27 protein-coding genes and 1 tRNA gene are annotated in these 24,850 nt (G+C 54.5%); 27 read left to right on the top strand and 1 reads right to left on the bottom strand.

What is annotated here, in order from left to right:
- Nucleotides 1-28 precede the first annotated feature (28 nt).
- The 18 genes from JC200_RS23185 (at nucleotide 29) to ndk (ending at nucleotide 14,454) form a co-directional block, all read left to right on the top strand.
- Entirely contained in the window at nucleotides 29-514 is a 486-nt protein-coding gene (locus JC200_RS23185) for a hypothetical protein (RefSeq protein ID WP_274434091.1), read from the top strand.
- A gap of 216 nt (nucleotides 515-730) precedes the next feature.
- Nucleotides 731-1,399, top strand: coding sequence for a (d)CMP kinase (gene cmk / locus JC200_RS23190; protein ID WP_274434092.1), 669 nt, complete (start codon nucleotides 731-733; stop codon nucleotides 1,397-1,399).
- The gene (locus tag JC200_RS23195; RefSeq protein ID WP_274434093.1) at nucleotides 1,392-1,994 is read left to right on the top strand and encodes a lysophospholipid acyltransferase family protein; all 603 of its coding nucleotides are present in this window, start codon (nucleotides 1,392-1,394) and stop codon (nucleotides 1,992-1,994) included. The genes cmk and JC200_RS23195 overlap by 8 nt, the downstream gene beginning before the upstream one ends.
- A complete protein-coding gene (locus JC200_RS23200) occupies nucleotides 1,991-2,311 on the top strand; it encodes a hypothetical protein (RefSeq protein WP_274434094.1) in 321 nt (106 codons plus the stop codon). The genes JC200_RS23195 and JC200_RS23200 overlap by 4 nt, the downstream gene beginning before the upstream one ends.
- A 105-nt stretch (nucleotides 2,312-2,416) precedes the next feature.
- On the top strand, nucleotides 2,417-3,604 hold the full coding sequence (gene rpsA / locus JC200_RS23205) for a 30S ribosomal protein S1 (RefSeq protein WP_274434095.1): 1,188 nt from the start codon (nucleotides 2,417-2,419) through the stop codon (nucleotides 3,602-3,604).
- A 160-nt stretch (nucleotides 3,605-3,764) separates the two neighbouring features.
- Nucleotides 3,765-5,147 carry a DUF512 domain-containing protein gene (locus JC200_RS23210; protein ID WP_274434096.1) on the top strand — a complete coding sequence of 461 codons (1,383 nt, stop codon included), beginning with the start codon at nucleotides 3,765-3,767 and terminating at the stop codon, nucleotides 5,145-5,147.
- A gap of 5 nt (nucleotides 5,148-5,152) precedes the next feature.
- Entirely contained in the window at nucleotides 5,153-6,466 is a 1,314-nt protein-coding gene (gene der / locus JC200_RS23215; protein ID WP_274434097.1) for a ribosome biogenesis GTPase Der, read from the top strand.
- A 17-nt stretch (nucleotides 6,467-6,483) separates the two neighbouring features.
- A complete protein-coding gene (gene plsY, locus JC200_RS23220; protein WP_274434098.1) occupies nucleotides 6,484-7,086 on the top strand; it encodes a glycerol-3-phosphate 1-O-acyltransferase PlsY in 603 nt (200 codons plus the stop codon).
- Nucleotides 7,087-7,124: 38 nt separating this feature from the next.
- Complete coding sequence (locus JC200_RS23225; RefSeq protein WP_274434099.1) at nucleotides 7,125-8,165, top strand: NAD(P)H-dependent glycerol-3-phosphate dehydrogenase; 1,041 nt, start codon at nucleotides 7,125-7,127, stop codon at nucleotides 8,163-8,165.
- A gap of 49 nt (nucleotides 8,166-8,214) precedes the next feature.
- Nucleotides 8,215-8,598: a glycine cleavage system protein GcvH gene (gene gcvH, locus JC200_RS23230; protein ID WP_274434100.1), complete on the top strand. Its 384-nt coding sequence runs from the start codon at nucleotides 8,215-8,217 to the stop codon at nucleotides 8,596-8,598.
- Between the two features lie 267 nt (nucleotides 8,599-8,865).
- Nucleotides 8,866-10,344, top strand: coding sequence for a stage IV sporulation protein A (spoIVA, locus tag JC200_RS23235; RefSeq protein ID WP_274434101.1), 1,479 nt, complete (start codon nucleotides 8,866-8,868; stop codon nucleotides 10,342-10,344).
- A gap of 279 nt (nucleotides 10,345-10,623) precedes the next feature.
- The gene (locus JC200_RS23240; RefSeq protein ID WP_274436645.1) at nucleotides 10,624-10,905 is read left to right on the top strand and encodes an HU family DNA-binding protein; all 282 of its coding nucleotides are present in this window, start codon (nucleotides 10,624-10,626) and stop codon (nucleotides 10,903-10,905) included.
- Nucleotides 10,906-10,990: 85 nt separating this feature from the next.
- Nucleotides 10,991-11,067: transfer RNA gene (locus JC200_RS23245), tRNA-Pro, on the top strand.
- A gap of 117 nt (nucleotides 11,068-11,184) precedes the next feature.
- The gene (gene mtrB, locus JC200_RS23250; RefSeq protein ID WP_274434102.1) at nucleotides 11,185-11,418 is read left to right on the top strand and encodes a trp RNA-binding attenuation protein MtrB; all 234 of its coding nucleotides are present in this window, start codon (nucleotides 11,185-11,187) and stop codon (nucleotides 11,416-11,418) included.
- A gap of 99 nt (nucleotides 11,419-11,517) precedes the next feature.
- Nucleotides 11,518-12,282 carry a heptaprenyl diphosphate synthase component 1 gene (locus JC200_RS23255; RefSeq protein ID WP_274434103.1) on the top strand — a complete coding sequence of 255 codons (765 nt, stop codon included), beginning with the start codon at nucleotides 11,518-11,520 and terminating at the stop codon, nucleotides 12,280-12,282.
- Nucleotides 12,279-13,001, top strand: coding sequence for a demethylmenaquinone methyltransferase (locus JC200_RS23260; protein WP_274434104.1), 723 nt, complete (start codon nucleotides 12,279-12,281; stop codon nucleotides 12,999-13,001). The genes JC200_RS23255 and JC200_RS23260 overlap by 4 nt, the downstream gene beginning before the upstream one ends.
- 7 nt (nucleotides 13,002-13,008) lie before the next feature.
- A complete protein-coding gene (locus JC200_RS23265; RefSeq protein ID WP_274434105.1) occupies nucleotides 13,009-13,974 on the top strand; it encodes a polyprenyl synthetase family protein in 966 nt (321 codons plus the stop codon).
- 36 nt (nucleotides 13,975-14,010) lie between these two features.
- Nucleotides 14,011-14,454, top strand: a complete 444-nt coding sequence (gene ndk / locus JC200_RS23270; protein WP_274436646.1) for a nucleoside-diphosphate kinase — start codon at nucleotides 14,011-14,013, stop codon at nucleotides 14,452-14,454.
- Nucleotides 14,455-14,461: 7 nt separating this feature from the next.
- On the opposite strand, the gene JC200_RS23275 is transcribed toward ndk, so the two are convergent.
- Entirely contained in the window at nucleotides 14,462-15,439 is a 978-nt protein-coding gene (locus tag JC200_RS23275; protein WP_274434106.1) for a patatin-like phospholipase family protein, read from the bottom strand.
- 121 nt (nucleotides 15,440-15,560) lie between these two features.
- Here JC200_RS23275 and moaA point away from each other — a divergent pair, with 121 nt between their 5' ends.
- The 9 genes from moaA to yhfH all read left to right on the top strand — a co-directional run bounded on the left by moaA (nucleotide 15,561) and on the right by yhfH (nucleotide 24,836).
- A complete protein-coding gene (gene moaA, locus JC200_RS23280) occupies nucleotides 15,561-16,574 on the top strand; it encodes a GTP 3',8-cyclase MoaA (RefSeq protein WP_274434107.1) in 1,014 nt (337 codons plus the stop codon).
- 208 nt (nucleotides 16,575-16,782) lie between these two features.
- On the top strand, nucleotides 16,783-17,310 hold the full coding sequence (locus JC200_RS23285; RefSeq protein ID WP_274436647.1) for a (2Fe-2S)-binding protein: 528 nt from the start codon (nucleotides 16,783-16,785) through the stop codon (nucleotides 17,308-17,310).
- A gap of 3 nt (nucleotides 17,311-17,313) precedes the next feature.
- Nucleotides 17,314-19,668 carry a xanthine dehydrogenase family protein molybdopterin-binding subunit gene (locus JC200_RS23290; protein WP_274434108.1) on the top strand — a complete coding sequence of 785 codons (2,355 nt, stop codon included), beginning with the start codon at nucleotides 17,314-17,316 and terminating at the stop codon, nucleotides 19,666-19,668.
- Complete coding sequence (locus JC200_RS23295; protein WP_274434109.1) at nucleotides 19,665-20,534, top strand: FAD binding domain-containing protein; 870 nt, start codon at nucleotides 19,665-19,667, stop codon at nucleotides 20,532-20,534. Before JC200_RS23290 ends, JC200_RS23295 begins: the two co-directional genes overlap by 4 nt.
- Nucleotides 20,449-21,591 carry an AAA family ATPase gene (locus JC200_RS23300; RefSeq protein WP_274434110.1) on the top strand — a complete coding sequence of 381 codons (1,143 nt, stop codon included), beginning with the start codon at nucleotides 20,449-20,451 and terminating at the stop codon, nucleotides 21,589-21,591. Before JC200_RS23295 ends, JC200_RS23300 begins: the two co-directional genes overlap by 86 nt.
- Complete coding sequence (locus JC200_RS23305) at nucleotides 21,588-22,787, top strand: vWA domain-containing protein (protein WP_274434111.1); 1,200 nt, start codon at nucleotides 21,588-21,590, stop codon at nucleotides 22,785-22,787. The genes JC200_RS23300 and JC200_RS23305 overlap by 4 nt, the downstream gene beginning before the upstream one ends.
- 56 nt (nucleotides 22,788-22,843) lie before the next feature.
- Entirely contained in the window at nucleotides 22,844-23,953 is a 1,110-nt protein-coding gene (locus JC200_RS23310) for an XdhC family protein (RefSeq protein WP_274434112.1), read from the top strand.
- A complete protein-coding gene (locus JC200_RS23315; protein WP_274434113.1) occupies nucleotides 23,950-24,576 on the top strand; it encodes a nucleotidyltransferase family protein in 627 nt (208 codons plus the stop codon). The genes JC200_RS23310 and JC200_RS23315 overlap by 4 nt, the downstream gene beginning before the upstream one ends.
- Before the next feature lie 104 nt (nucleotides 24,577-24,680).
- Nucleotides 24,681-24,836: a protein YhfH gene (gene yhfH / locus JC200_RS23320; RefSeq protein ID WP_274434114.1), complete on the top strand. Its 156-nt coding sequence runs from the start codon at nucleotides 24,681-24,683 to the stop codon at nucleotides 24,834-24,836.
- Nucleotides 24,837-24,850 lie beyond the last annotated feature (14 nt).

The following is a 24,850-nucleotide window of genomic DNA, read 5'->3' on the forward strand; positions in this document are numbered from 1 at the left end:
TACAGTAGTCGCGAAGGAGGGGAGGGCCATGCCAGAGTCTGAGGAGAAGCTGTGGCAACAAAGTGTACATGCAATTGATCGTTGGCTCGTCCCAGTCGCTTTTGGTGCCCTGACAATGCTGGTGGTAACGCAGGGGATTACAGCCTTCCCAGCAGTCCGGCACGCGGTGGACAACCGTGCCGGGCGCTCTGTGGCGACGGCGTTGGCCGGTGCGCCCGCAGTAGGCGACAAGTCTGCCCATGTCACATTCTACGTCTCGCCGACGACTTCCCGCCCAGATGTCCGGGTTATGGTCAATGGGAGGTATCAGGGCAACCTAGCTGCTGGACACTTGACAGTCGTCCTACACCAGGGAGATACCGTCAAGTTGGTCGCACCGAACAATACCAGTCAAACTGAGGTTTCAGTGGACGACAACAACCCATATCTGTCCTCTCTTCTGCCCGGAATGATGTTTCAATTGTCTGCGCAGCAACCTAGTCTTGTTCTACCGAAAGTGACGTTCCTGGCGTAGAGCGAACATGATTGTTGTTGCGACTTTTGAAGACCCTGTGCTAGTATTTACTTGTCGGTTTGTGCGTCAAGCCCTTCCCAAACCAGGACACGCAGAGACTTGTCTGCAGACATTTGAGCGGATGACTACACGACGCTTAGGAGCGGGCTTTGGCAGCCTGCTTTTTCATTGTCCATAGATCAGCACAGACACTACACTATGGGGGAACGACGTCAGATGGGGTACCTACGGATCGCGATCGACGGACCGGCTGGTGCCGGGAAGAGCACCGTGGCGAAAGAAGTCGCTCGGCGGCTGGGGATTTTGTACGTCGACACTGGCGCCATGTACCGAGGCGTTGCATGGCTGTCCGTAGAGTACAGGGTGCAAGTTGCAGACGAAGAGGGTCTACTTCAATTGTTGAGCGCTCACAAGCTGACCTTTGCCAGAGGGCAGAGTGGCAGTTTTGAAGTCTCCGCAGATGGTGTTGTGATTACGCATCTGCTACGCTCTGTGGAAGTTTCGGAGCGTGTCTCAGAGTTGTCCGCACACCCAAGAGTTCGTGAAATCCTCACAGAAAGGCAACGGCAACTCAGTCATTGCGAATCAGTTGTCATGGACGGCCGCGACATCGGCACAGTCGTAATGCCAGATGCAGACTACAAATTTTTTCTCACGGCTGACTTAGCTGAACGCGCTAGACGGAGACACGCAGAATTAGAAGCAAAGGGGTTCCGCGGGTCGTTAGCGCAATTACGCGAGACAATTGCGGCTCGGGATCGAAGGGACTCGAATCGGTCAGTCGCCCCACTTGTGAAAGCTCGCGATGCAATTGAAATCGACTCGACTGGGAAGACGGTGGCTGAAGTGTGTGACGAAATTTTGCGGGTGCTAGGCCGTGACTGAAATCCGTGATGCGTTTCATCAACCGTTCTACCGATTGCTTCGGGTCGTGGGCGTCTCTTTGTTACACATTGTCTACCGGTGGAGTGTCATTGGTCAGGCTTACGTGCCAAAGACCGGTCCTGTCGTTCTTGCATCCAATCACATCCACAACTTCGACCCGATTATTGTGGGTGCAAGCACGCCAAGATTCGTTCACTTTATGGCAAAGGAAGAATTGTTTCGCAATCGCACGATCGGTAACTTTCTCCGCTATTTGGGGGCTTTTCCAATTCGCCGCGGAGTCGGCGATCGCGGCGCCATTAAACACGCTTTGGCTGTCACCGAGGATGGACAGTGCCTCACTGTTTTTCCCGAAGGACACCGCTCCAAGACGGGAGAACTCGGTGCAGGTCTGCCTGGAGTGGCCATGATCGCGCGACGCGCGGGTTGTCCTGTCGTACCTGTAGCTGTCATAGGACCGTACCGTTTACGAGGTCGGTTAACCGTCCGGTTTGGCGAGCCAATTCCGCCCGATCCCGATAGAAGTAACGAAGCATTGCTTGATGAACTGATGACAGGTATTCGCCGCCTGTTGGACGAGGGACACGCGCCATGATGACATGGCAACTTGCAGCCGAAGATGCTGTTCTGTACGTATTTTTGATTGCTGGAGCGTCTGTTTACGGACTTGTACTTGGACAAAAAGCGGGTAACCGATCCGAGCAGTCGACTGAGGGACCGCGCAGCATGTCATCAACCCGCATCAGATTGAAATTTCAACAATACACCATACTAATGATCAGCGGATGGATGGTCAGCGGTGTGCTGTACCAGTCTGGCGTCATTTCCACCGTGGTTGCAGTGATTCTGTTTGCTGTCAGTACGATACTCAGCGCACTTGGCCTGATTCGCCTAAGACAGTACATAAACTAACATATATGCCCAGCACTATAGTGAAGTTTTTCGGCACGCGTGGCTCGATGCGTTTGAAATCACAACGCCCGCCCGTCATAATAAAGAAGTCAGGAGGAATGCACGATGTCAGAGGAATTTCAGGAAGCAATGGCTACATCCACGGTCCAAGAGGGGGATGTGGTAACGGGAACCGTCACTGAGGTGGACGACAAGAAGGTCACCGTCGATATCGGGTATAAATTTAACGGTATCATCCCGATTCGAGAATTATCGGTTCTCCACATTGAACACCCGAACCAGGTCGCCGAAGTTGGTCAGTCGGTCCGTGCAGTGGTACTGAAAACAGACGAGGAGGCAGGCATTGTTGTGCTGTCAAAGCGCGAAGCAGATGCAGCGGGTGCATGGGACCGTCTGCAAGCACTATTCGACAGCCAAGAACCCTTCGATGTTGTGATTCAGGACGTTGTCAAGGGTGGGTTAGTGGCTGATGTAGGTGTACGTGGTTTCATCCCGGCCTCATTGGTTGATTGGCAGTTTGTAGAGGACCTGCAGACGTTTAAAGGTCAAACGGTGAGGGTTCGGGTAGTGGAAATTGACCCCGAGAACAACAAACTGATTCTGTCGCGTAAGGCCGTCCTTGAGGACCAGCGCAAGGACAACGAAGTGGATGTCATTCGCTCCATTACGCCCGGAGTGCTCTTGGAAGGCACTGTACAGCGACTGACGAACTTCGGAGCGTTCATCGACATTGGTGGCGTTGATGGATTGGTTCACATCTCGGAAATTGCATGGCACCATGTCGATCATCCTTCCGACGTGTTAAAGGAAGGCGATCACGTTCGCGTCAAGGTGTTGAAGGTCGACCCAGCAGCCCACAAGATTTCACTGTCAATCAAGGAGGCTTCCGCGAGTCCTTGGGAAACGGCAGTCGACGACTTACGCCCGGGTCAAATCCTCACGGGAACTGTTCGTCGGCTCACGGACTTTGGTGCCTTTGTTGAAGTGAAGCCTGGGCTTGAAGGTCTCGTGCATGTCTCGCAGATTGCCCATCAACACGTCGCAACGCCAGCTGACGTGCTCGAAGAAGGGCAGAGTGTTCAGGTCAAAGTTCTCAGCGTTGAACCAGAGAGGAGACGAATTTCTCTCTCGATCAAAGAGGCAACCGGTGGCAGCGAAAGTGGCGGCGGTCATGGTGGCAGCCATGGCGGCGGGCGCAGAAACGACGTACAGCGCTTCCTCGACAAACAAGATAACAGTGGAGGCACAGGTGCCACGCTCGGCGACCTGTTTGGCGACCTGTTTAAAAGGTGATAATCGGGTATACGCATAAAACGGCAGGCCCGCAGTTCGCGGCCTGTCTTTTTTATTGCTGAACAATCCAGTAACTGGATTGTGTTTGACTGAAAATCAGGTTATAGAGCATAATGAAGGAATGAGTGACGATAACCAGGGAACAGGAGTGTGACTTGCTATGCCTCGTATTGCGCGTGTCCAACCTGGTTCCTTGGCGGAAGAACTAGACTTGGACCCAGGCGATGAAGTCTTGACGATGAACGGCGAAGCCGTGAAAGATATTGTTGACCTTCAGTTCGCTCTCGCGACTGAAGAACTCGAAATCGAAGTACGCAAGGGCAATGGTGAGGTCTGGCTGCTTGACGTAGAAAAGGGTTACGATGAAGGGTTAGGTGTCGAATTCGAACACCCAACAGTTGACCGAATCAAGCTATGTCACAACAAGTGTGTGTTTTGTTTTGTCGATCAAATCCCGACAAATATGCGGCAGACGTTGAACGTCCGTGATGACGATTATCGCCTTTCATTTCTGCATGGTAATTTCGTGACTCTGACCAACGTCAAAGATGACGAACTTGAACGCATGGCCCGTCTAAAGATGTCTCCTCTCAACGTGTCAGTTCATACCACGAACCCAGAACTTCGCGTTCGGATGCTCGGGAATAAACGTTCCGGCGAAATTCTTAGACAAATTGCGTTCTTGGCGGAGCACGGAATTGAGATGAACACGCAAGTTGTTTTGTGTCCCGAGTGGAACGACGGAGATGAGCTTGACCGCACGATTGCGGACTTGTCACAGTACTTCCCGGCCGTTCGAACCCTCTCTGTGGTGCCGGTCGGACTGACCAAGCATCGGCGAGGTCTGCATAAGATGCGGTCCTGTACGCCGGAAGAGGCCAAGCGGGTCATTGACCAAGTAAGTGCGTGGCAAACACGTCTGCGGCCCAGTTTGCATGCGTCCTTTGTCCATGCTGCAGACGAGTTTTATGTGCTGTCGGACAGCGAAGTACCGCCAGGAACTCACTACGACGAGTTCGGACAAACGGAGAACGGCGTCGGTGTCATCCGCATTTTCTTGGACGAACTCGAAGAGGTTTGGCCTCAAGTACCCCGTCAGATCAGCGGAACAGCGCGGCGTGTGGCAGTTGTGACCGGAGTGTCTGCGCAAACGACGATCAAACACTCGCTCAGTCGCCTTCACAATGTACGTGGATTAGAAACAAGTGTAATTCCAGTCGTCAATGAGTTTTACGGGCACAACGTCACTGTTGCCGGCTTGTTGACGGGGACGGATATTATCGAACAAGTGAAGCCACAGCTTGTACCGGGTACGACAGTACTTCTGCCAGACATTATGCTCAAGGACGACGAAGACGTATTCCTTGACGATCGAACTGTCGCCGAGGTCGCAGAGGCGCTCGATTGTCCCGTCATCGTTGTACCTGCAACGGCCACAGGGTTACTGTACGGGGTGCTGGGTTACACACACGCTCTGCCGCCAAGGCGACGGTATGAAGCCACCCTGCGACCGATGCGGAACGTAGAACGGGGGATTGGCTAAGCGCTATGGGAATTCCAGTCGTCGCGATCGTTGGACGAGCCAACGTAGGGAAGTCAACGCTGTTTAATCGCCTGATTGGTGATCGGGTGTCGATCGTCGAGGACCGTCCTGGCGTAACTCGGGACCGCATTTACGCGCGTTCTGATTGGAACGGTCGTGCGTTTCACCTGATTGACACAGGCGGTATCGAACTCGATGAATCAGATGAGATGGTGAATTTAATTCGCGTGCAAGTTGAACTAGCTATTGATGAAGCTGATGTCATCGTCTTTCTGACCGATGGACGACAGGGGTTGACTGACACAGACCGGCACGTGGCGGACCTTTTACGTAAATCCCACAAAGCGGTCATCCTAGCTGTGAATAAACTTGACCACCCAAATCACCATGCTTTAGCCTACGAATTTTACGAGCTTGGGTTTGCAGAAGCGATTGTCCTCTCCGCCGAGCACGGCACGGGGACAGGTGATTTGTTGGACGCCGTGACGGCAAACTTTGAGCCGGAGACGACAGACGAAGAGGACGAGGACGCCATTCGTATCGCCCTCATCGGTCGCCCCAATGTCGGTAAATCTTCGCTGGTCAATGCCCTGCTTGGGGAATCTCGAGTACTAGTCAGCCCCAAGGCGGGCACAACTCGCGATGCGATTGACACGCCAATTATGGTGGATGGGCAAAAGTTTATATTGATTGACACAGCTGGGCTCAGACGGCGCGGTAAGGTGTATGAAGAAATTGAGCGCTACAGCGTACTGCGCGCAATGAGAGCGATTGAACGTGCTGATGTTGCATTTGTAGTGATCGACGGAGCCGCCGGGATCGCAGAACAGGACAAGCGCGTCGCCGGCTACGCGATTGACGCCGGACGCGCCGTCGCGTTTCTGGTCAATAAGTGGGATGCTGTTGAGAAGACCGATAAATCGACGCATCAGTTCGAACAACAACTGCGCGCCCAGTTTCCGTTCATGCGTTGGGCGCCCGTGCAGTTTGTCTCGGCGTTGACGAAGCAGCGGGTTCACAAGATTCTTCCGCTCGCAAGAGAAGTAGCTGAAATGCACGCCTTGCGTATTCCAACAGCCACACTCAACGCCGTGATCCAAGATGCCGTGACAGCTGTCCCACCGCCGTCCGACAAGGGGAAAAAATTGCGACTTTACTATGCCACACAGGTGTCTGTGAAACCGCCGACTTTGGCTGTATTTGTGAACGATGTGGAATTGATGCACTTTTCTTATGAGCGCTACATAGAGAACCAGCTTCGCACAGCTTTTGGCTTTGAAGGCACACCAGTGCGATTGCTTGTGCGTCCCAGGTCATAGCTTGGGGGAGGATTGAAATGTACATTCTTCTGAGTATACTCCTGGCATATTTACTTGGCTCTATATCGACGAGTACTCTCATTACTCGCTGGCGTGCAAAAATTGACATCCGCGATGTCGGTAGTGGAAACGCCGGAGCAACGAATACCCTGCGCGTCCTCGGTGTACGCTGGGGACTGGTAGTTCTCGCACTCGATGCCTGTAAAGGTGTACTCGCGACGCTCCTAGCTATGGCCATGGTTCACCACCAGCCGTTGGTGTGGTTTGTCGCGGGGCTCGCCGTCGTGGTAGGCCACAATTGGCCAGTGTTCTTTGGCTTTCGCGGTGGCAAAGGAATCGCCACGACAATTGGCGTGTATTTGGTTTTACTCCCGATCCCGGCTCTTGTAGCAGGGGTAATTGCCATCCTGTTGATCGCAGTAACCCGCTATGTGTCGCTCGGTGCCCTGTCGTTTGTAATCCTTACTCCAGTGTTCTGTATCGCGTTCGGAAGGCCTGTCACGTTGATCCTGTTCGCTGTCCTCATTGCTGCTCTGTCTGTCTACCGGCACCGTCAAAACATCGTGAGACTCGTTCGCGGTCAGGAACACCGCGTCTTTAGTCGCCACCATGAGTTGTAAAACTACATAAGCGTTGCCGATAAGCGGAGGGATGTCCGATGAAAGTAGCCATTTACGGAGCGGGCAGTTGGGGTACTGCCCTTGCCAGTGTGTTCGCCGCGAACGGGCATGACACTGTTTTGTGGGCGCGAAGCGACACCGTGTGCGACGAGATTAATGAGCGCCAAACAAATCACCGCTATCTTCCGGATGCCCAATTACCTGGTCATCTTAAGGCTACAGTGGACCTCGACGTGGCCAGTAAAGACGCAGAACTGTGCGTGCTGTGCGTTCCTTCCGCCGCCGTCAGTTCAATGGTCACGACCGTCGCGCCATTTCTGCCGCGGCACGCCCTCATTGGACATGCCGTAAAAGGCTTTGACGCCGCGAGCAAGCGGACGGTGAGTCAGGTTCTTCTTGACGCTGTGTTGGATGCGAAACAGCGTTTGTTTGTCATTGCAGGGCCGAGCCACGCGGAAGAAGTTGTTGCGCGAATGCCAACGACTTTGGTGGTTGCAGGGTACGGCAGAGCAACTGCAGAGTCCGCGCAAGACGCACTGATGAATCAGTACATGCGGGTGTACACGAACCCAGACGTGATTGGTGCAGAACTGGGAGGCGCTTTAAAGAACATCATTGCGCTATCCGTGGGGCTGGCCGATGGACTTGGTTTTGGCGATAACGCCAAAGCTGCGCTCATCACGCGAGGTCTGACCGAGATTGCCCGGCTTGGCGTCCGGATGGGCGCTTCTCTCCTCACATTTGCAGGTCTAGCTGGCATCGGTGACGTGTTTGTCACCTGTTCCAGCAGACACAGCAGAAACTTCCGAGCCGGTCGACTACTCGGGCAAGGTTATTCTCTGCCGGAGGCCTTAGACGCCGTAGGGATGGTGGTGGAAGGCGTCCCGACCACCCAAACGACGGTAACTCTGTCGAAAGACTACGGTGTTGAGATGCCTATCACGAATGCGCTGGCAAGCGTGCTGTTCGAAGGTCAAGACCCCGTAAAAGCAGTAGAACAGCTCATGGGGAGAGCGAGAAGCCACGAAATCGAAGAAGTCGCGAGTGCAGATATTGCACCGAAGTGGGAAATCGATTAGAAACTTTGCTACACTACAGTCAGTCGCAGCTGAAAGGAGATCGGATTTGATGAGCGCAACACCAGAAGGGCTAAAGTACTCCAAAGAACATGAATGGGTCAGGGTAGAGGGTAACCAGGCTGTTATTGGCATCACAGACTTCGCGCAGGACGAGCTTGGTGACATTGTGTTTGTTGAACTACCGGGAGAGGGCGCAGAGTTACATGCAAATGAAACCTTCGGTACGGTTGAGTCCGTGAAGACGGTCTCTGACCTGTTTGCTCCTGTCACCGGTAAGGTTGTAAAAGTGAATGGTGCACTGGAAGACAACCCTGAACATGTGAACAGTAGCCCGTACGATGACGGCTGGATGGTGGTCGTTGAAATGTCAAATCCGAGTGAACTCGAAGCTTTGCTTGATGCCAATGGGTACCGAGCGGAAACAGAAGCTTAACAGACAACATGGAGTTGACTCCTTAAAGACCCTCCCCGGGATGGGAGGGTCTTTTTCGTTCTAGTGTGTTTGCTCGGACATATACTTGAAGAGTGTCACAGACGGCTGTTCCTCCTTTGCATACCCCGGACTACCACGCATATACATGTACTGTCGTTTTCAGTTGGACAGTCATCTGGCCGTCGAGTCTATGGTGGTTGCCGGCTGGTCGGGGAGACACTGCAGGCGAAGTCCATCTGCGTCGGTCATTTTGAGGGAGGGAAAACCGTGGAAAAGTTCGACGTATTCAAAGACATCGCGGAACGCACGGGAGGCGACATTTACCTCGGTGTTGTAGGGCCTGTGCGAACCGGAAAATCTACTTTTATCAAGAAATTTATGGAGCTCATTGTGCTTCCGAACATCAAGGACGAAGCAGACCGCGTCCGGGCAACGGATGAACTTCCTCAAAGTGCTGCGGGTCGCACAATCATGACGACTGAGCCAAAGTTTATCCCGAACCAGGCGGTCGAGATTGAAGTCGCGGAAGGACTAGACGTAAACGTCCGGGTGGTAGACTGCGTCGGATATGCAGTTCGCGGGGCAAGGGGATATGAGGACGAGAGCGGTCCGCGAATGGTGACCACACCGTGGTTTGACGACCCAATTCCATTCCAGGAAGCAGCAGAAATCGGAACTCGGAAGGTTATTGCCGACCACTCCACACTTGGTATTGTCGTTACGACGGACGGCAGCATTGCCGAAATTCCGCGTGAAGGATACGTGGACGCTGAAGAACGCGTGGTCGAGGAGTTAAAGGAACTCGGAAAGCCGTTCGTGATCGTCATCAACTCCACCAACCCTGAACATCCACGGGCGCAAGATTTACGGACCGCCTTGGCCGAAAAATACGATGTCCCGTGCCTTGCAGTCTCGTGCACAACCCTGACGACGCACGAAATAAACGCCGTGCTGCGTGAAGCACTGTACGAGTTTCCTGTCAAGGAAGTCAACGTCAACCTTCCAAATTGGGTCATGGTACTGGACGATGAGCACTGGCTTCGCCAGGAGTTCCAGACTTGTGTCAGGGATACCATTCAGGACATCCGTCGCATCCGCGACATTGACCGTGTAGTCGCTAGTTTCTCCACCTATGAGTTCATCTCACAAGCCGGCCTGTCGCACATGGATATGGGTAAAGGCATCGCCATCATTGACCTAGGTGCGCCTGACAGCTTATACGACCAGGTTCTCACGGAAGTTGTTGGCGTTCAAATTACAGGCAGAGATCAACTTTTGCGCATGATGAAAGATTTCGTGCACGCGAAGCGCGAATACGACAAGGTGGCAGAGGCGCTGCGGATGGTAAAACTGACGGGTTACGGGGTTGCGCCGCCGGCCCTGGAAGAAATGACCCTCGACGAGCCGGAATTGATTCGCCAGGGTTCACGCTTTGGTGTTCGCTTGAAGGCCACTGCACCTTCGATTCACATGATCCGCGTGGATGTGGAGTCCGAGTTTGCACCCATCGTAGGAACCGAAAAGCAGTCTGAAGAGCTTGTGCGTTACCTGATGCAGGATTTTGAGAAGGACCCGCTGAAGATTTGGGAGAGCGACATCTTTGGCAAGTCACTGGCAGCGATTGTTCGCGAAGGAATCTCCGGCAAACTGTCACTGATGCCAGAGAACGCACAGTTCAAATTGAAAGAGACTCTACAGCGGATCATCAACGAGGGCAGCGGTGGACTCATCGCAATTATCCTCTAGCATTCACATTCACGTCGCAGCTAGAGTGACAGACTCGGAGATTACAGTTGCACAGCACGACTGACCGATTGGCGGCCTCCAGGGAGAGGCCGCCCTTGATTACGTTAGACAGGCGGTACCGTTTATAGAAACCCTGCAGTCACGCAATCCGTTGCAAATTTACCGAGGTGATAAAAATCTCTTGGTGAAGGTATAAAAGTCCGCATTCTGGAGACAACGGTAATAGAACTCACAGTTTCACAGAGACGCTCCCCTTGGCGGGTGAAGCAATCGAAAGAGGTGGCGACAGTGAACAAGACAGAACTCGTACAGGCTGTTTCCGAGCGAGCAGAACTCTCGAAAAAAGAGGCGTCCGCAGCCGTGGATGCGGTGTTTGACGTGATTTCGGAGGCACTCGGAAATGGTGAAAAGGTTCAATTGGTTGGTTTTGGCAACTTCGAAATCCGGGAACGGGCGGCCAGGTCAGGCCGTAATCCTCAGACTGGCGAAACGATTGAAATTGCCGCCAGTAAAATCCCAGCGTTTCGAGCTGGAAAAACCCTCAGAGAAGGCATTCGGTAATTTATAGGGCGCTCTCCTCAACTCCCGTCTTCGCGTTGCACTGCCGGTGGAATTCGTTTATAATGGCACATGCACGTAAGAATAGCGGGATGTAGCGCAGCCTGGTAGCGCGCTACCTTGGGGAGGTAGAGGTCCCGGGTTCAAATCCCGGCATTCCGACCACGAAACCAGCGTGTTGCACGCTGGTTTTTCGTTCGAGCGGCTCTGTGATTAAGGCACTTCAAGCTGGCCTCCGGACGCAGAAAGTTCGAGGATGGAGAAGGACGGGGAGGAAGGGCGATGGCGGATACTACTACCGTGCTAGGAGAGTACTTCATCATTCGAGCACTGGAGAACGGCGTACAAGTTATTGGTATGACACGCGGCAGCGAGACCAAGTTGCACCACACTGAGAAACTGGACCGCGGCGAGGTCATGATCGCGCAGTTCACAGAACACACCTCAGCGATGAAAATTCGGGGGCGGGCCATCCTATACACCAAACACGGCACGATTCCCACCGTAGAAGATTAACCAACGAGACGGAAACTCAGGGCACCGATGCGGCGGACTGCCTGTGCTATAATGAGCGTGGTCAGGGGCGGTACGCGCAGGTCTGTAGAGGTGGAACAAGTGGCATGGAGGCAATCTGACGGCATGAGCGAGGCGCAGCGACTTCACTTTGACGACGTGAATGCAAGCCTACAACAATATATGCATCACCCGTTTCTCGCTGCGAATCAGATTCAACAGGCAGCGAGCCGATTCCATTTTGGGGTATCGCGTGCCATCCTCGAAGCGGCAGGCGTTCCACTAGCGGAAGCCAAGGCTGTAGTCGAAGCCTTGTTGCTGTTGGCGCAAGGCTTGTCGATCCACGAAGACGTCAACCTGGTGTCAGAACGACGACGCCAACTGACTGTTCTCGCGGGTGACTACGACAGTAGTCGCTACTATTGGCTGTTGGCACGAGTGGGTCGGCTGGACGTCGTTTCCCGTCTCAGCAGTGCCGTTTGTAAGATTAATGAGGCGAAGGTAACCTTGTTGCAAACATCTCGTTTGTCTATGCTGCCGGAACACTACATGGATCTGCGAGAGACCGTGGAAGGGGAACTTCTCTACGCATTGGCGCGACATTTCTTACCCGAGAACGTGGGGGAAGTAGACCGCCTTCGTCCTGTCGTGCGCGCCTATGTGGCCAATGAGGACTTTTATCGTGGCGGCGAACATCCGCATTTTAGCGCAAGACAGGTGTTTGAATGGCTATCGGCTGCGATTGTCCAATTCACAGGACCTGTCAGCTTCGTGCTCGAGCCTGTCGCCTCGTTTGTCGAAGAGTTCTTCGTACCTCTTCGCGACCGATTTGAAAGCCATACATACCTGGAGGGCAATCGGGGATGAACGCGCAACAGAACAAGGCGGCGTACGTCAATCAAGTCTTCTCACGCATTGCGAAGCGCTACGACCTGATGAACTCCCTGTTGTCTTTCCAACAGCATAAACGCTGGCGACGTTTTGCCATGAATCACATTCAGATTCAGCCCGGGCAAGATGCGCTCGATGTCGCTGCCGGAACTGGTGACTGGACATTTTCCTTAGCCGAGGCTGTTGGGTCGACAGGGCATGTTGACGGCATTGACTTCACGCGAGAAATGCTTGATGTTGCGGAAGTCAAACTCGTTGACCGACCGTCATTGCAGAACACGGTGCACTTCATCCACGGAGACGCCATGGCCCTGCCGTTCGCTGACAACACCTATGACGTCGCGACGATTGGCTTCGCGTTGCGCAACGTGCCGGACATCCTGACTGTTCTTCGAGAAATGACGCGTGTCGTGAAACCAGGTGGACAAGTCGTATCCCTAGAGTTATCGAAACCTGAGTGGCCACCGTTTAGAAGCCTGTACTATTTCTATTTTTATCGCATCCTCCCGACAATCGGAGGGCTCGTAGCCGGTGCGAAGGAACAGTACGGTTGGTTGCCCGAATCGTTGACGAATTTCCCGGACCGTTTCGGTCTAGAAAGTTTGTTTTCGCAAGCAGGGCTTGTCGACATCAAGAGTTACCCACTCACAGGCGGGATTGCGGCGCTACACATCGGCCGAAAGGTGGCGGACTGAAACCGAGATGGATATCCAGGCGGTGTTAGATCGCTACCACAGTGATATGCAGGCCGTAGAAGCCCTGTTGAGCGAACAAGTGAAGGCCGATAATCTAGAGTTAACGCAAGCCAACGCAGAGTTATTAAACGCGGGCGGCAAACGGATCCGACCCTTGTTCGTGCTGATGTGCAGCCGTTTTGGAGACATGGATGCGGACTGGGTAGTTCCACTTGCAGCGGCAGTTGAAATGATTCACATGGCCACGTTGGTTCATGATGACGTGATTGATGACGCACAAACTCGACGTGGTCGACCGACTGTGCGTGCAAAGTGGGGCAACTTAGCGGCCATGTACGCTGGAGACTACCTGCTTGGCCGCGCGCTCGGGTTGCTGACGCAAATTCCGAATCTGCAGATTCACCGTGAGATGTCTGATGCCATCGTGAGGATGTGCGAAGGGGAAATTGAGCAGATTGAGGACTTTTATAACTGGCGACAGTCCCTTCGACGCTATCTTCGACGCGTGGAACGCAAGACGGCACTACTCATTTCAGTCAGTTGCTCACTTGGTGCGGTGGCTGCTGGGGCAGCGCCGGAAAGTGTCCGCGTACTGCGCCGATTTGGCTACTACACAGGTATGGCCTTTCAGATCACGGATGATGTTCTCGACTATGTCGCAGACGCGGATGTAGTCGGAAAGCCGGTAGGCGGCGATTTGCGCCAAGGAAACTTGACCCTTCCGGCGTTACACGCGGCACGCGAGTCTGCCGTAGGCGAGGTACTTCGGGCTACTGTTCAGCCGTCCATGCACGGTTCGGATATCGACCGAGCTTTGGAGTTAGTGCGGCGCTCTGACGGTCTGCCGTTTGCGCGCGATTTAGCTCGGCGCTACATGGAGAAAGCCATGGTGTTGCTTGAACAGTTGGAATCCGGACAATTGCGTACCGACTTGGCTAGCGTGGCGCAATTTGTCAACGCTCGAATGAGCTAACTAACACATTCACAAGGAGTGTATTTAAACATGGCAGTGGAACAGACGTTTTTAATGGTGAAACCTGATGGCGTTCAGCGCGGACTCGTGGGGGAAATCGTGCAGCGTTTTGAAAAAAAAGGCTTTCAACTACTCGGTGCAAAGCTCATGCAGGTTCCTACCCAATTGGCAGAACAACACTACGCTGAACACAAAGAGCGTCCGTTTTTCGGAGAATTAGTGCAGTTTATCACGTCTTCACCGGTTTTTGCTATGGTTTGGGAAGGCGAGGGAGTAATTGGAGTAGCTCGGAGCATGATGGGAAAAACCAATCCGGCTGACGCTGCACCAGGAACTATCCGCGGAGACTTCGCCCAGAGTATCGGCATGAACATCGTCCACGGTTCGGACTCACCAGAAAGCGCAGCTCGCGAATTGTCTCTGTGGTTCCCGGACGGCTTTTCAAGCTACGACAAGACTGTCGACGTCTGGGTTCGGTAACGTCATCTTACCGTTTTACACCCGACCGTCCATTGATATGCAGCGATGGAGCAGGCGAACATCTCAGATTCTGAGGTTTTCGGCCTGCTTCTTTTTTCCAGATAGGGCGCTCCAGAAACGCTATAATGTCCTCCTTGTGGCGATGGACCGTTGCTTCTCCTGCCTGAACCCCCTGTTCCATTTGATCGAATGACACCCATGTAAAGTTCCCCACGTCTGGCGCAAGAACATATACATTCGGGCCAGTCATGTCATTCTCCACCGCATCTTGCAGTAAAATGTCGTAGCTACGCGAAAGCACATGGGCAAACGACTGCGGAGTCCAACTTTCGTCAAGGCGATACAAATTCACCGCAATCACCTTATCACAACCTACATCTTGTAGCACCCGAACAGGGACGTAATGGCGACAAGCACCATCCGCCAACAACCACGGTGATAGGTTGACTGGAGTGAAGATGCCTGGCAGCGAGCAACTGGCGACAATTACTTGCGCCAGGTCGTCGATTGGCTGCCCGATCCCGCGCGTAATCGCGTTCACATCATTTGTAAATGTCACAGGTTTACCTGTCCAAAGGTCGGTTGCGATGATGTGAAACGGAATTGCTGTCCCACCGGGTGGAACTTGTGTTAGGACAGAGGATACATATCGTTGTAGCCGCTTCCCGAGCAGGAGCCCATTCGGTAACCTAGGGACATGTCCGCGCCTTCGAAGTGGGTTGGTAAGCAAATTCCACAGCGCAGACGTAAGGGGAAAGCCGTAGTCAAGCAACTTTCTCCCGGGAAACCGACTGAGAATCTTCGTGAAGTCATCAGCCCGCAGCCCTTGCGCATATGCAGCAGCCACAAACGACCCAGCCGAGGTTCCAGCCACCACGTCCGGATAGATACCGAGCGTGTTGAGGGCGGACAAAATACCCACATGAGCAGAAGCCTTGAGTGCGCCGCCACTGAGCGCAAGACCGAGCCGCCCTGACGTAGGCACAGATGCACACCTCCTCGTCAACTAGTCAACAATATGCTGTGCCCAGGTTGTCTCATTTCCGGAATAGACGTTTCAAGTGGAGGTAGCTTGCCTGTCTGATATAATGTGGTCAAAAGGGGGGATGGTGGTGTTATCGGATGCGCTCAATCGCCCCATGCAGGACTTGCGTATTTCAGTGACCGACCGTTGCAACTTCCGTTGCAGGTACTGCATGCCACGTGAAGTTTTCGGACCCGATTTTGCGTTCTTGCCCCACGAAGAACTACTGACGTTTGAAGAAATCGCGAGACTTGCGGCGCTGTTCGCGGCAGAAGGAGTTCAGAAAGTGCGCTTGACCGGTGGAGAACCGCTGCTGCGCCGCGATCTGCCTGAACTCGTCCGGATGCTCGCCAAAATTCCTGGGATTGAAGATATCGCCATGACGACGAACGGGTCGTTGCTCACTTTGCAGCGGGCGCGAGAACTTCGTGACGCGGGTCTTCAGCGTGTTACCGTCAGCCTCGATTCAGTTCATGACCACACGTTTATGCGAATGAACGACGTGCGTTTCCCGGTATCACGCGTGCTAGCTGCCATCGAAGCCGCCCAAAGTGCCGGCCTTGATCCGGTAAAAGTGAACATGGTTGTGAAGCGTGGCGTTAATGACAGCGAAGTTACTGACATGGCTGGGCATTTTCGCAAGACTGGGGCCACAGTCCGCTTTATCGAATACATGGACGTCGGCAATACCAACGGCTGGCGGCTCGACGATGTAGTTTCAGCGGACGAGATATTGGCCGCGATTGCAGCCAAATGGCCGATCGAGCCTGTACCGCCGAAAAGACCCGGAGAGGTCGCCACAAGGTACCGGTATCTGGATGGAGCAGGTGAATTCGGCGTGATCGCGTCGGTCACACGCCCTTTTTGCAGCGGATGTACGCGGGCTCGACTGTCCTCAGATGGGTTCTTGTACACTTGTCTGTTTGGTTCCACTGGCATGGACTTACGGACTCCGATTCGAAGTGACGTGAGTGACGCTGAAATTCGCGACATCATCGAAAAGGTCTGGGGCCGACGGAGAGACCGTTACTCAGAAGAGCGCACAGATGAAACCAAGCAGCGAATCAAAGTAGAAATGTCACACATCGGAGGGTAGCTAAACGCTCGTACTTGTCCTATAATTTGGGCATCACCTAGGTCACGACATCACAGTCGTGACCTTATTTTGCTGTTCGATTGGTTCTGTTTTGTAGCCGGTGTCATACACCCAAAGCAGGGGAGGCGAGTCAACCTGTCAGAGAGAGGCAAACTCTCTCAACGCGAATCTGAAATTTCGGAGTAGTAGGAGGCGTGTATCATTGGCAATGGAGAAGACCTCGGTCACTATCACAGTCAACAACGACACCTACACACGAGATATCGAACCCAGGCAACTGCTTGTTCACTTTCTGCGTGACTCGCTGGGCCTGACAGGTACACACATCGGTTGCGACACCAGTCAATGTGGAGCATGCACCGTTCTCCTCGATGGCGATTCTGTAAAATCCTGTACAGTCCTGACCGTTCAGGCAGCTGACCAGGAAGTAACGACTGTGGAGGGTCTCGGTACAATAGAGGAACTACATCCGGTTCAACAAGGGTTTTGGGAACAACACGGGTTGCAGTGCGGATTCTGTACGCCAGGGGTCATGATCACGGCAGTCGGCCTGCTGAAACAAAATCCTCGGCCTACGGAAACGGAAATTCGAGAAGGGTTGGAAGGCGTCATCTGCCGTTGCACAGGGTATCAAAACATCGTTCACGCGATTCAAGCAGCCGCTTTGCAGTTTGAGGCAAATCCGGCGCAGAGTCAGGCAGCCGCAACAACGGGCGTCACGGAAGGGGGAGAGTGAACGATGGCTGAAGTACAAGGCATCGGTGTGCGCGTAAAACGCAAGGAAGACCCTCGCCTGATTACCGGCGAAGGTCGCTATACGGAAGACATTCAACTGCCAGGAATGCTGTACGCCGAGGTCGTGCGCAGCCCATACGCTCACGCGCGCATCAAGCGTATCGACACAAAGTCCGCACTGTCTTCCCCTGGCGTTGTGGCTGTTTTCACCGGGGCCGACATTGAAGGTCACGTTGCCCCGATTCCCACCGCATGGCTTCCCCCCGACTCGGATATCAAGACGACTGCACACCCGGCTCTGGCAGTCGATCGCGTTCGCTACGTTGGGGACGGAGTCGCACTGGTCGTTGCAGACGACCGCTACAGAGCGCGTGACGCGGCAGAACTAGTGAAAGTGGAGTACGAGCCTTTGCCGGCAACTGCAGACCAAGAAGTGGCGATGGGTGAAGGGGCACCCCTCCTGCATGACGACGCTCCCGGCAATATTGCCTTTCATTGGCGTGCCGGCAATGCGACAGACGAGGTCTTTGAACAAGCCGAGGTTGTTGTCAGGCACCGATTCAGACAACAGCGTTTAATCCCGAATCCGATGGAGATGCGCGCCGCAGTCGCCGAGTACAACCGCTCCACTGGCGACCTGACACTTTACTCAACGTCTCAAAACCCACACATTCACCGCTTCCTATTGTCCGGAGTCCTTGGCGTCCCCGAACACAAACTGCGCGTGGTAGCGACAGATGTAGGGGGGGGATTTGGCGCCAAGATCGCCTGTTACCCTGACGAAGCCCTCGTCTGCCATGCGGCACGCGTACTAAACAGACCGGTCAAGTGGAGCGAAGACCGGAGCGAGCACTTCCTGGCCACCACGCACGGCCGGGATCACATTGAAGACGTTGAAATCGCAGGCAAGCATGATGGCACCATTACTGCAATACGGGTACGGGCGCTTGCAAACATGGGCGCCTACCTGTCAACGGCAGCGCCGGGCGTCCCAACCATCCTGTTTGGCCTGATTGTTCCAGGGCCTTATCGCATTCCGTACGCAGGGGCAGACGTGTACGGTGTCTTTACCAACACAACGCCGACAGACGCTTACCGCGGTGCAGGCAGGCCAGAGGCCACCTACTTGCTCGAGCGGATGGTTGATTTGTTCGCTGCGAAAATCGGCATGGACGCGGTGGCGGTGCGGCAGAAAAACCTGATTCCCGCCGATCAGTTCCCATACGAAACGGCAATGGGGCTGTCATACGACAGCGGCAACTATCAATTAGCCCTGCACAACGCATTGGAAACTGCGGACTATGAGACTTTGCGCGCAACACAAGCACAGTTGCGTAAAGCGGGAAAGTACCTCGGAGTCGGCGTGACTACTTACGTGGAAATCTGTGGTTTGGGTCCGTCGCAGGTGGCAGGAGCGGTAGGTTTTCAAGGAGGGCTGTGGGAGAGTTCCACCGTCCGAGTTCATCCCACAGGAAAAGTGACGGTGTTTACAGGAGCCTCACCGCACGGTCAAGGGGAAGAGACGACTTTTGCACAAATTGTGGCGGACAAATTGCACATCCCCGTGGAAGATGTGGACATCGTGCATGGCGACACCGCCCGCATCTCGATGGGGTGGGGCACATACGGATCACGAACGACCCCTGTCGGCGGCAGTGCCCTCGCAGTCGCAACGGAGCGCGTGATCGAAAAGGCGAAGAAGATTGCGGCCCACATGCTTGAAGCCGCACCGGAGGACGTAGAGTTTGTCGCTGGCTCGTTTCAGGTAAAAGGCATCCCGACGAAATCCATGAGTTTTCACGATGTCACCTTACAGGCTTACTTGGCATGGAACTTGCCCGCTGGTGTCGAACCTGCGCTTGAAGGGCAGGCGTTCTATGACCCAACGAACTTTACTTACTCGTTTGGCACGCACATCTGCGTCGTGGAAGTAGAAGCGGAGACGGGGCAAATTCATTTGCGTCGGTACATTGCAGTTGACGACTGCGGCCGGGTCATCAACCCGATGATCGCGGAGGGGCAAGTACACGGCGGCATTGTCCAAGGTATCGGGCAGGCATTGTACGAGGGGGCAGTTTATGACGACCAGGCGCAACTCTTGACCGGTTCTTTTATGGACTACGCCATGCCAAGAGCCAACTTCTTCCCACGCTTCGAGACTTCGTTTACCGAAACACCGTCACCTCACAACCCGCTTGGTGTAAAAGGCATCGGCGAGACGGGAACGATTGCTGCCACACCTACAGTCGTGAACGCTGTCATGGACGCGTTGCGGCCGTTCGGAGTAAGAGACATCCCAATGCCGCTCAGCCCAGAGCGCGTTTGGTCAGCCATTCGGAACGGGGGGAGTGCAGAATGATTCCGTCCGCATTTGCCTACTCACGTGCCACATCGCTGCAAGATGCTCTGATGCAACTTCAGAGCCACGAAGATGCGAAGCTGCTCGCTGGCGGACATAGCCTGTTGCCACTCATGAAGATGCGACTGGCGAATCCCGCTAAACTCGTGGACCTTGGCGGTTTGAAAGAAGAATTGCGCGGAGTTAGGCGAGAGGGGGACCGCCTCATCGTTGGCGCACTCACCACACATTCTGAAGTCGCGCACAGCAAAGTCGTACAAGAGACCCTGCCTGCACTGTCTGAAGCAGCCCGACAGGTAGGCGACCTGCAGGTCCGCAACCGCGGCACTGTCGGAGGCAACATTGCACACGCCGACCCTGCCTCCGATCTGCCGGCAATCGCGCTCGCATTTGACGCGGAAATTGCGGTCGCAACGCTCGATGGCACCGAGGTGATTCCAGCCCATGAGTATTTCCTCGGCCCCCTACTCACGGCGTTGCCAGAACACGGTTTAGTGACGCACTTGTCCTTCGTGTTGCCGGAGACTGGCACAAACAGTGTCTATGAAAAATACCCCCACCCGGCGTCCGGTTATGCGGTCGTAGGAGTTGCTGCGGCCGGGGGCGTGGGTACAGATGGCACGGTATCGCATATTCGCGTCGCGCTAACTGGAGCCGGCGAGGTAGCTTACAGAGCATCTGCGGTGGAGTCAGCCTTAGCGGGCCAGACCCCAACCGAGGACACCATCCTGGCTGCTGCAGCGCACGCTGCTGAAGATGGCGACATCGCGGGTGACTTGTTTGCCTCGGAGGAATATCGTAGGCATCTTTGCCAAGTCTACACAGCACGTGCACTGCGACGGGTATTTGCGAGTCAGTTGGCATAGGCAGGCATGTAATCAGCAGACGAACGGCGGGACCGCGGCAGATTTGCGCGTGTCTCGCCGCTGTCTGAGAAAGGAGTCCTGTGAACTGAAAAACCCCTTTGCTTCCATTGCCGAACTTCAGGCGTCGTTAGTCAACACAGACTACCTCGCGTCTACCAGTTTAGCCACCACCTTGTTCCTCGGCTTGACACTTGAACGTCCCGTCTTTTTAGAAGGCGCACCTGGAGTAGGTAAGACCGAAGTGGCCAAAGCAATGGCGCGTGTACTCGGTCGCGACCTGGTGCGACTGCAGTGCTATGAAGGGATTGACAGGCAGTCTGCCTTGTATGAATGGAACTATGGACGCCAGTTGTTGCACATCAGGCTCGCCGAGGCCGCGTACCACAGCCAGCAAGTGAATAACACCGAGGTGGCGCACAAGGATAGTAACGCGCTCGAGCACTTTACCGAGGTCTTAGAGGGCAGGTTGTACGGGCCTGAATTTCTGCTCGAACGGCCATTGCTGACAGCCGTCAAACCTGGACAACCTGCCCCTGTGTTGTTGATCGACGAGGTCGACCGCAGCGACGAGGAATTCGAAGCTTACCTCCTCGAGCTGCTCGCTGAATATCAAGTCACAATTCCGGAGTGGGGTACCATCCGCGCCGAAGAGATCCCGCTGGTCGTGCTCACTTCGAACAGAACTCGAGAAGTCCACGATGCTCTCAAACGCCGTTGCCTCTACGCGTGGGTAGACTATCCTTCGTTAGAAGATGAATGCGCCATTGTCCGGCGCAAAGTACCCCAGGTCGACGAACAACTTGCACTGCAAGCATGTTCATTCGTCCACAGGCTGCGCCGCGAGCCCTTGTTTAAACTACCAGGGGTAGCGGAAACCATTCACTGGGCGCAGGCACTAGACGCGCTTTCGGCTCACGCGCTTTCGGCACAGGTAGTTGAAGCTACACTCGGATGTCTGCTGAAGTATCGAGATGACCTGGAACACATGACGCGGTCAATCGACAGTGAATCAAATTATGTCCAGAGCATGCTCGCCGATGTCGGTGTCCGCACATGATGGAATCAGAACGTCTGCCTGGAACGTTTCTGAGCAATCTGCTCATGTTTTTGCGCGCGTTAAGAACACTCGACTTTTCCATTGGCGCTGAAGAAGAGACGTTGGCCACCCAAATGATCCTTGTCTTAGGCGTGGAGAATTCGCAGACAATGAAAGCCGCCTTACGTTCCCTTGTAGTCCTACGGGCGGAGCAGTGGGCTTTGTTTGACCTAGCCTGGCAGCAGTTTATCCTGATGCTTACACGGAGCGGTGACCGCACTATATCAGACCAGACGCTGTTGTCGAACATCGCGCGATTGCGCCAAAGTCGAAACGCCAAACCGCAAGTCATTTGGATGGGCCAACACGCCCCCGAAAAGACTCCAAACGCTCAGTCGGACAATGAACAGATGGCAGTGTCCATTCAAATCGGTGCAACCAGGGACGAAGTCTTGAGAGCCAAAGACTTCGCAGAGTTGACGGAGCTCGAACAACAGGAGCTGTGGCGGACCAGTCTTGAAATTGAGCCAGTCATGCGCACCAGTCGCCGGACGAAGCTTGCCAATCGGGGGCAAGCGTTCGACCTGCGCGACACCATTGCACAGTCCGCCAAAACAGGGGACATCGTTCACTTCACCCGACGTACGCGCGTGAAAAAGCCACGTTCTGTGGTCCTGTTGTGCGACGTCAGTGGGTCGATGGACCCGTATAGCAGAATGTTCATTCGCTTCGCTTACGTGTTGATGCAAAAAGGTATCGACCTCGAAGCGTTTGTCTTCAGCACGCGTTTGACACGCATCACGCGAGCACTGCGCGTGCGCAATCCCGATCAGGCACTAAAAGATATTGCGGCCTGGACGCCAGACTTTTCCGGGGGAACGCGTCTGTGTGAAGCAGTGACACACTTCTGCTTAGGGGATGGGAAACGCTGGCTACGGAGCAGCCCGATTGTGCTCGTCGCCACCGACGGACTAGACACAGGCGACGTGACTAGACTGAAGCGGTCTCTGCAACAGGTAGCGTTCATGTCGCAGTGGCTAATCTGGTTGAACCCGGCATACGCTCGTCCTAATTATTCTCCTTCAGCGAGAGGAGCTGAAGTGTTGTGGCAAACTGCCGACGAAGTGGTCCCAGCCGACCGCTGGGGGAGCCTCGAAGGCTTGTGGCGAGACTTGCAGCATCGCCGACTGCACCGCGCTTCGAGGGGGTACCGATAAGGCTGTCGCGGCACCTTGACTTTGCGTTATGATAGATCGTGAGGTGGTACCCAGTGTTGAATATTTTATCCGCGCTGCAAGAATGTCGGAAGGAAGGTAACAAGGCGGCTCTCGCGACGGTTCTGTCAGTCGACGGATCGACGTACCAGCGTGAAGGTGCCCGGTGCCTTGTTCTTGAAGATGGTCAGATTGTGGGAGTCGTCAGCGGCGGTTGCGTCGAGGCAGACCTTGCGCTGCATGCGCAATCCGTTTTAGAAACAGGAGAAGCTAAGCAGGTCTCGTACGATTTTCGCAATGAAGCCGACGAAGTGTGGGGACTTGGCGTCGGGTGTAACGGCGCGTTAACGCTGCTGATTCAGTGTTTCGATCCCGTCGCGGACCGGACAGGGGCAGAGGAACTGATAGTGGAATTCACTCGCAAAATGGAAACTCTCGAGACCTACGCAGTCGCTACAGTCGTGACTTCGGCTCATACGGAGCGCTTCCGTCCCGGCCAGATTTTGTACCCTGCGCCTGACGAGACGATGGCAAATGCTCCGGGTCTTTCGGAACTCAATTATAAAGGCGTTGTTATCCAGGTGTTTGTGGAAGTTGTTACACCACGACCACAGCTATACGTTTTTGGTGCGGGTCCGGATGCGGCACCTTTAGTAAAGATTGGGACGTTCCTGGAGTGGCGTGTTCGCGTGATCGACCATCGCCCAACCCTGTTAGCGGAGCACCGCTTCCCTGAAGCAGAAGTGATTGGTGTGCGGCGCCCGGAGTACACTAGCATTCCGGTCTTCGCTGGCGCGATGGCAGTCGTCATGACTCACAATTACGAGATCGACCGGCAACTGGTCTCCCACTTGCTCAAGTCAGAAGCCTCCTATGTCGGAGTACTCGGACCGCGGAAGCGCACGGACAAGATCCTTACTGAACTGGCAGACCAGGGGGAGCGGTTTTCACCCACAGACATGAAGCGACTGTACGCACCGGTCGGGCTCAACTTGGGAGCTGAATCGCCAGAGGAAATTGCCCTTGCGATTGTCGCCGAAGCCCAGGCACACACCAGCCAGCGAGATGCCCTCCCGCTGCGCAGAGCTTCGGGTCCCCTGCACTCCCGGTCGAGTGCGCCATTTACTGTCGCACCGGACGGCATCAGTCCCGGAGTGTGCAACCCGTGACCCACCAGAGAACGGCGAGCTCTGCCTTAATTGTCCTCGCTGCCGGATTTGGCAGGCGGATGAGGGAACAAAAACTGCTCCTCGCGGACCGGCAGGGTGTACCCGTGATAAGACGCACTGTCATGACGGCGTGCCGAGCTGCAGACGCATTTGAACGGTCTCAAGTGGTGCTTATCTGTAACCCTGAATTCCCTGATGTCGCGACTGTCTGTAGCGACCTCCCAGTTCGTGTACAGTGGAACCCCCGCGCTGAGGAGGGGATGTCGACCTCGCTCAGCGTTGGCATTCGCTGGGCCGATGAAAGGAACTTTGACAGCGCTGTGGTGATTCTCGGAGACCAACCGGAGTTACACCCGGATATCCCTGTCGAACTCGTACGCGCCCATATGAACGGCCCTAACACGCTGCTCGTGCAAGCGCGCTATCAGGGCGTACCCGGGCATCCGATACTGTTTTCCAGGTCGCTGTATATAGAACTTTGTGCCGTCTTCGGAGATGAAGGTGGCCGCTCGGTGGTACGCGCTCATCGGGACCAGTGCAAGTACGTAGACTTTTCCACAGAGCCTCTCCCCGATCTCGATACTCCGGAGGACTACTCCGCCTTTCTGCGGCGTGACTCCTAATAAATACAAATATTATGAACAATTATCGATGTAGTATAACAACACCTTCACATTCCTGATCTGTTATAATACAATATAGAAAATCCTCGTGGGGGGCGCAGTCGATGAACACAGCATCAGCGTATGAGTCCACTACTGAATTCTCTGGCCAATTTGCAGACGGTCGCAAAGAGTGCATGGTTTGCGGCAGTGAGATCGATGAGCAGTTTGAGTCCATTTTGTTCGAGTGCGAGCGTTGTATGAACGAACGCCCAGAGTAAAGAAACAGTCCGCA

Origin of the sequence: Alicyclobacillus sp. ALC3 (assembly GCF_028751195.1) — a bacterium.
In the GTDB taxonomy this organism is placed as follows: Bacteria; Bacillota; Bacilli; order Alicyclobacillales; family Alicyclobacillaceae; genus Alicyclobacillus_L.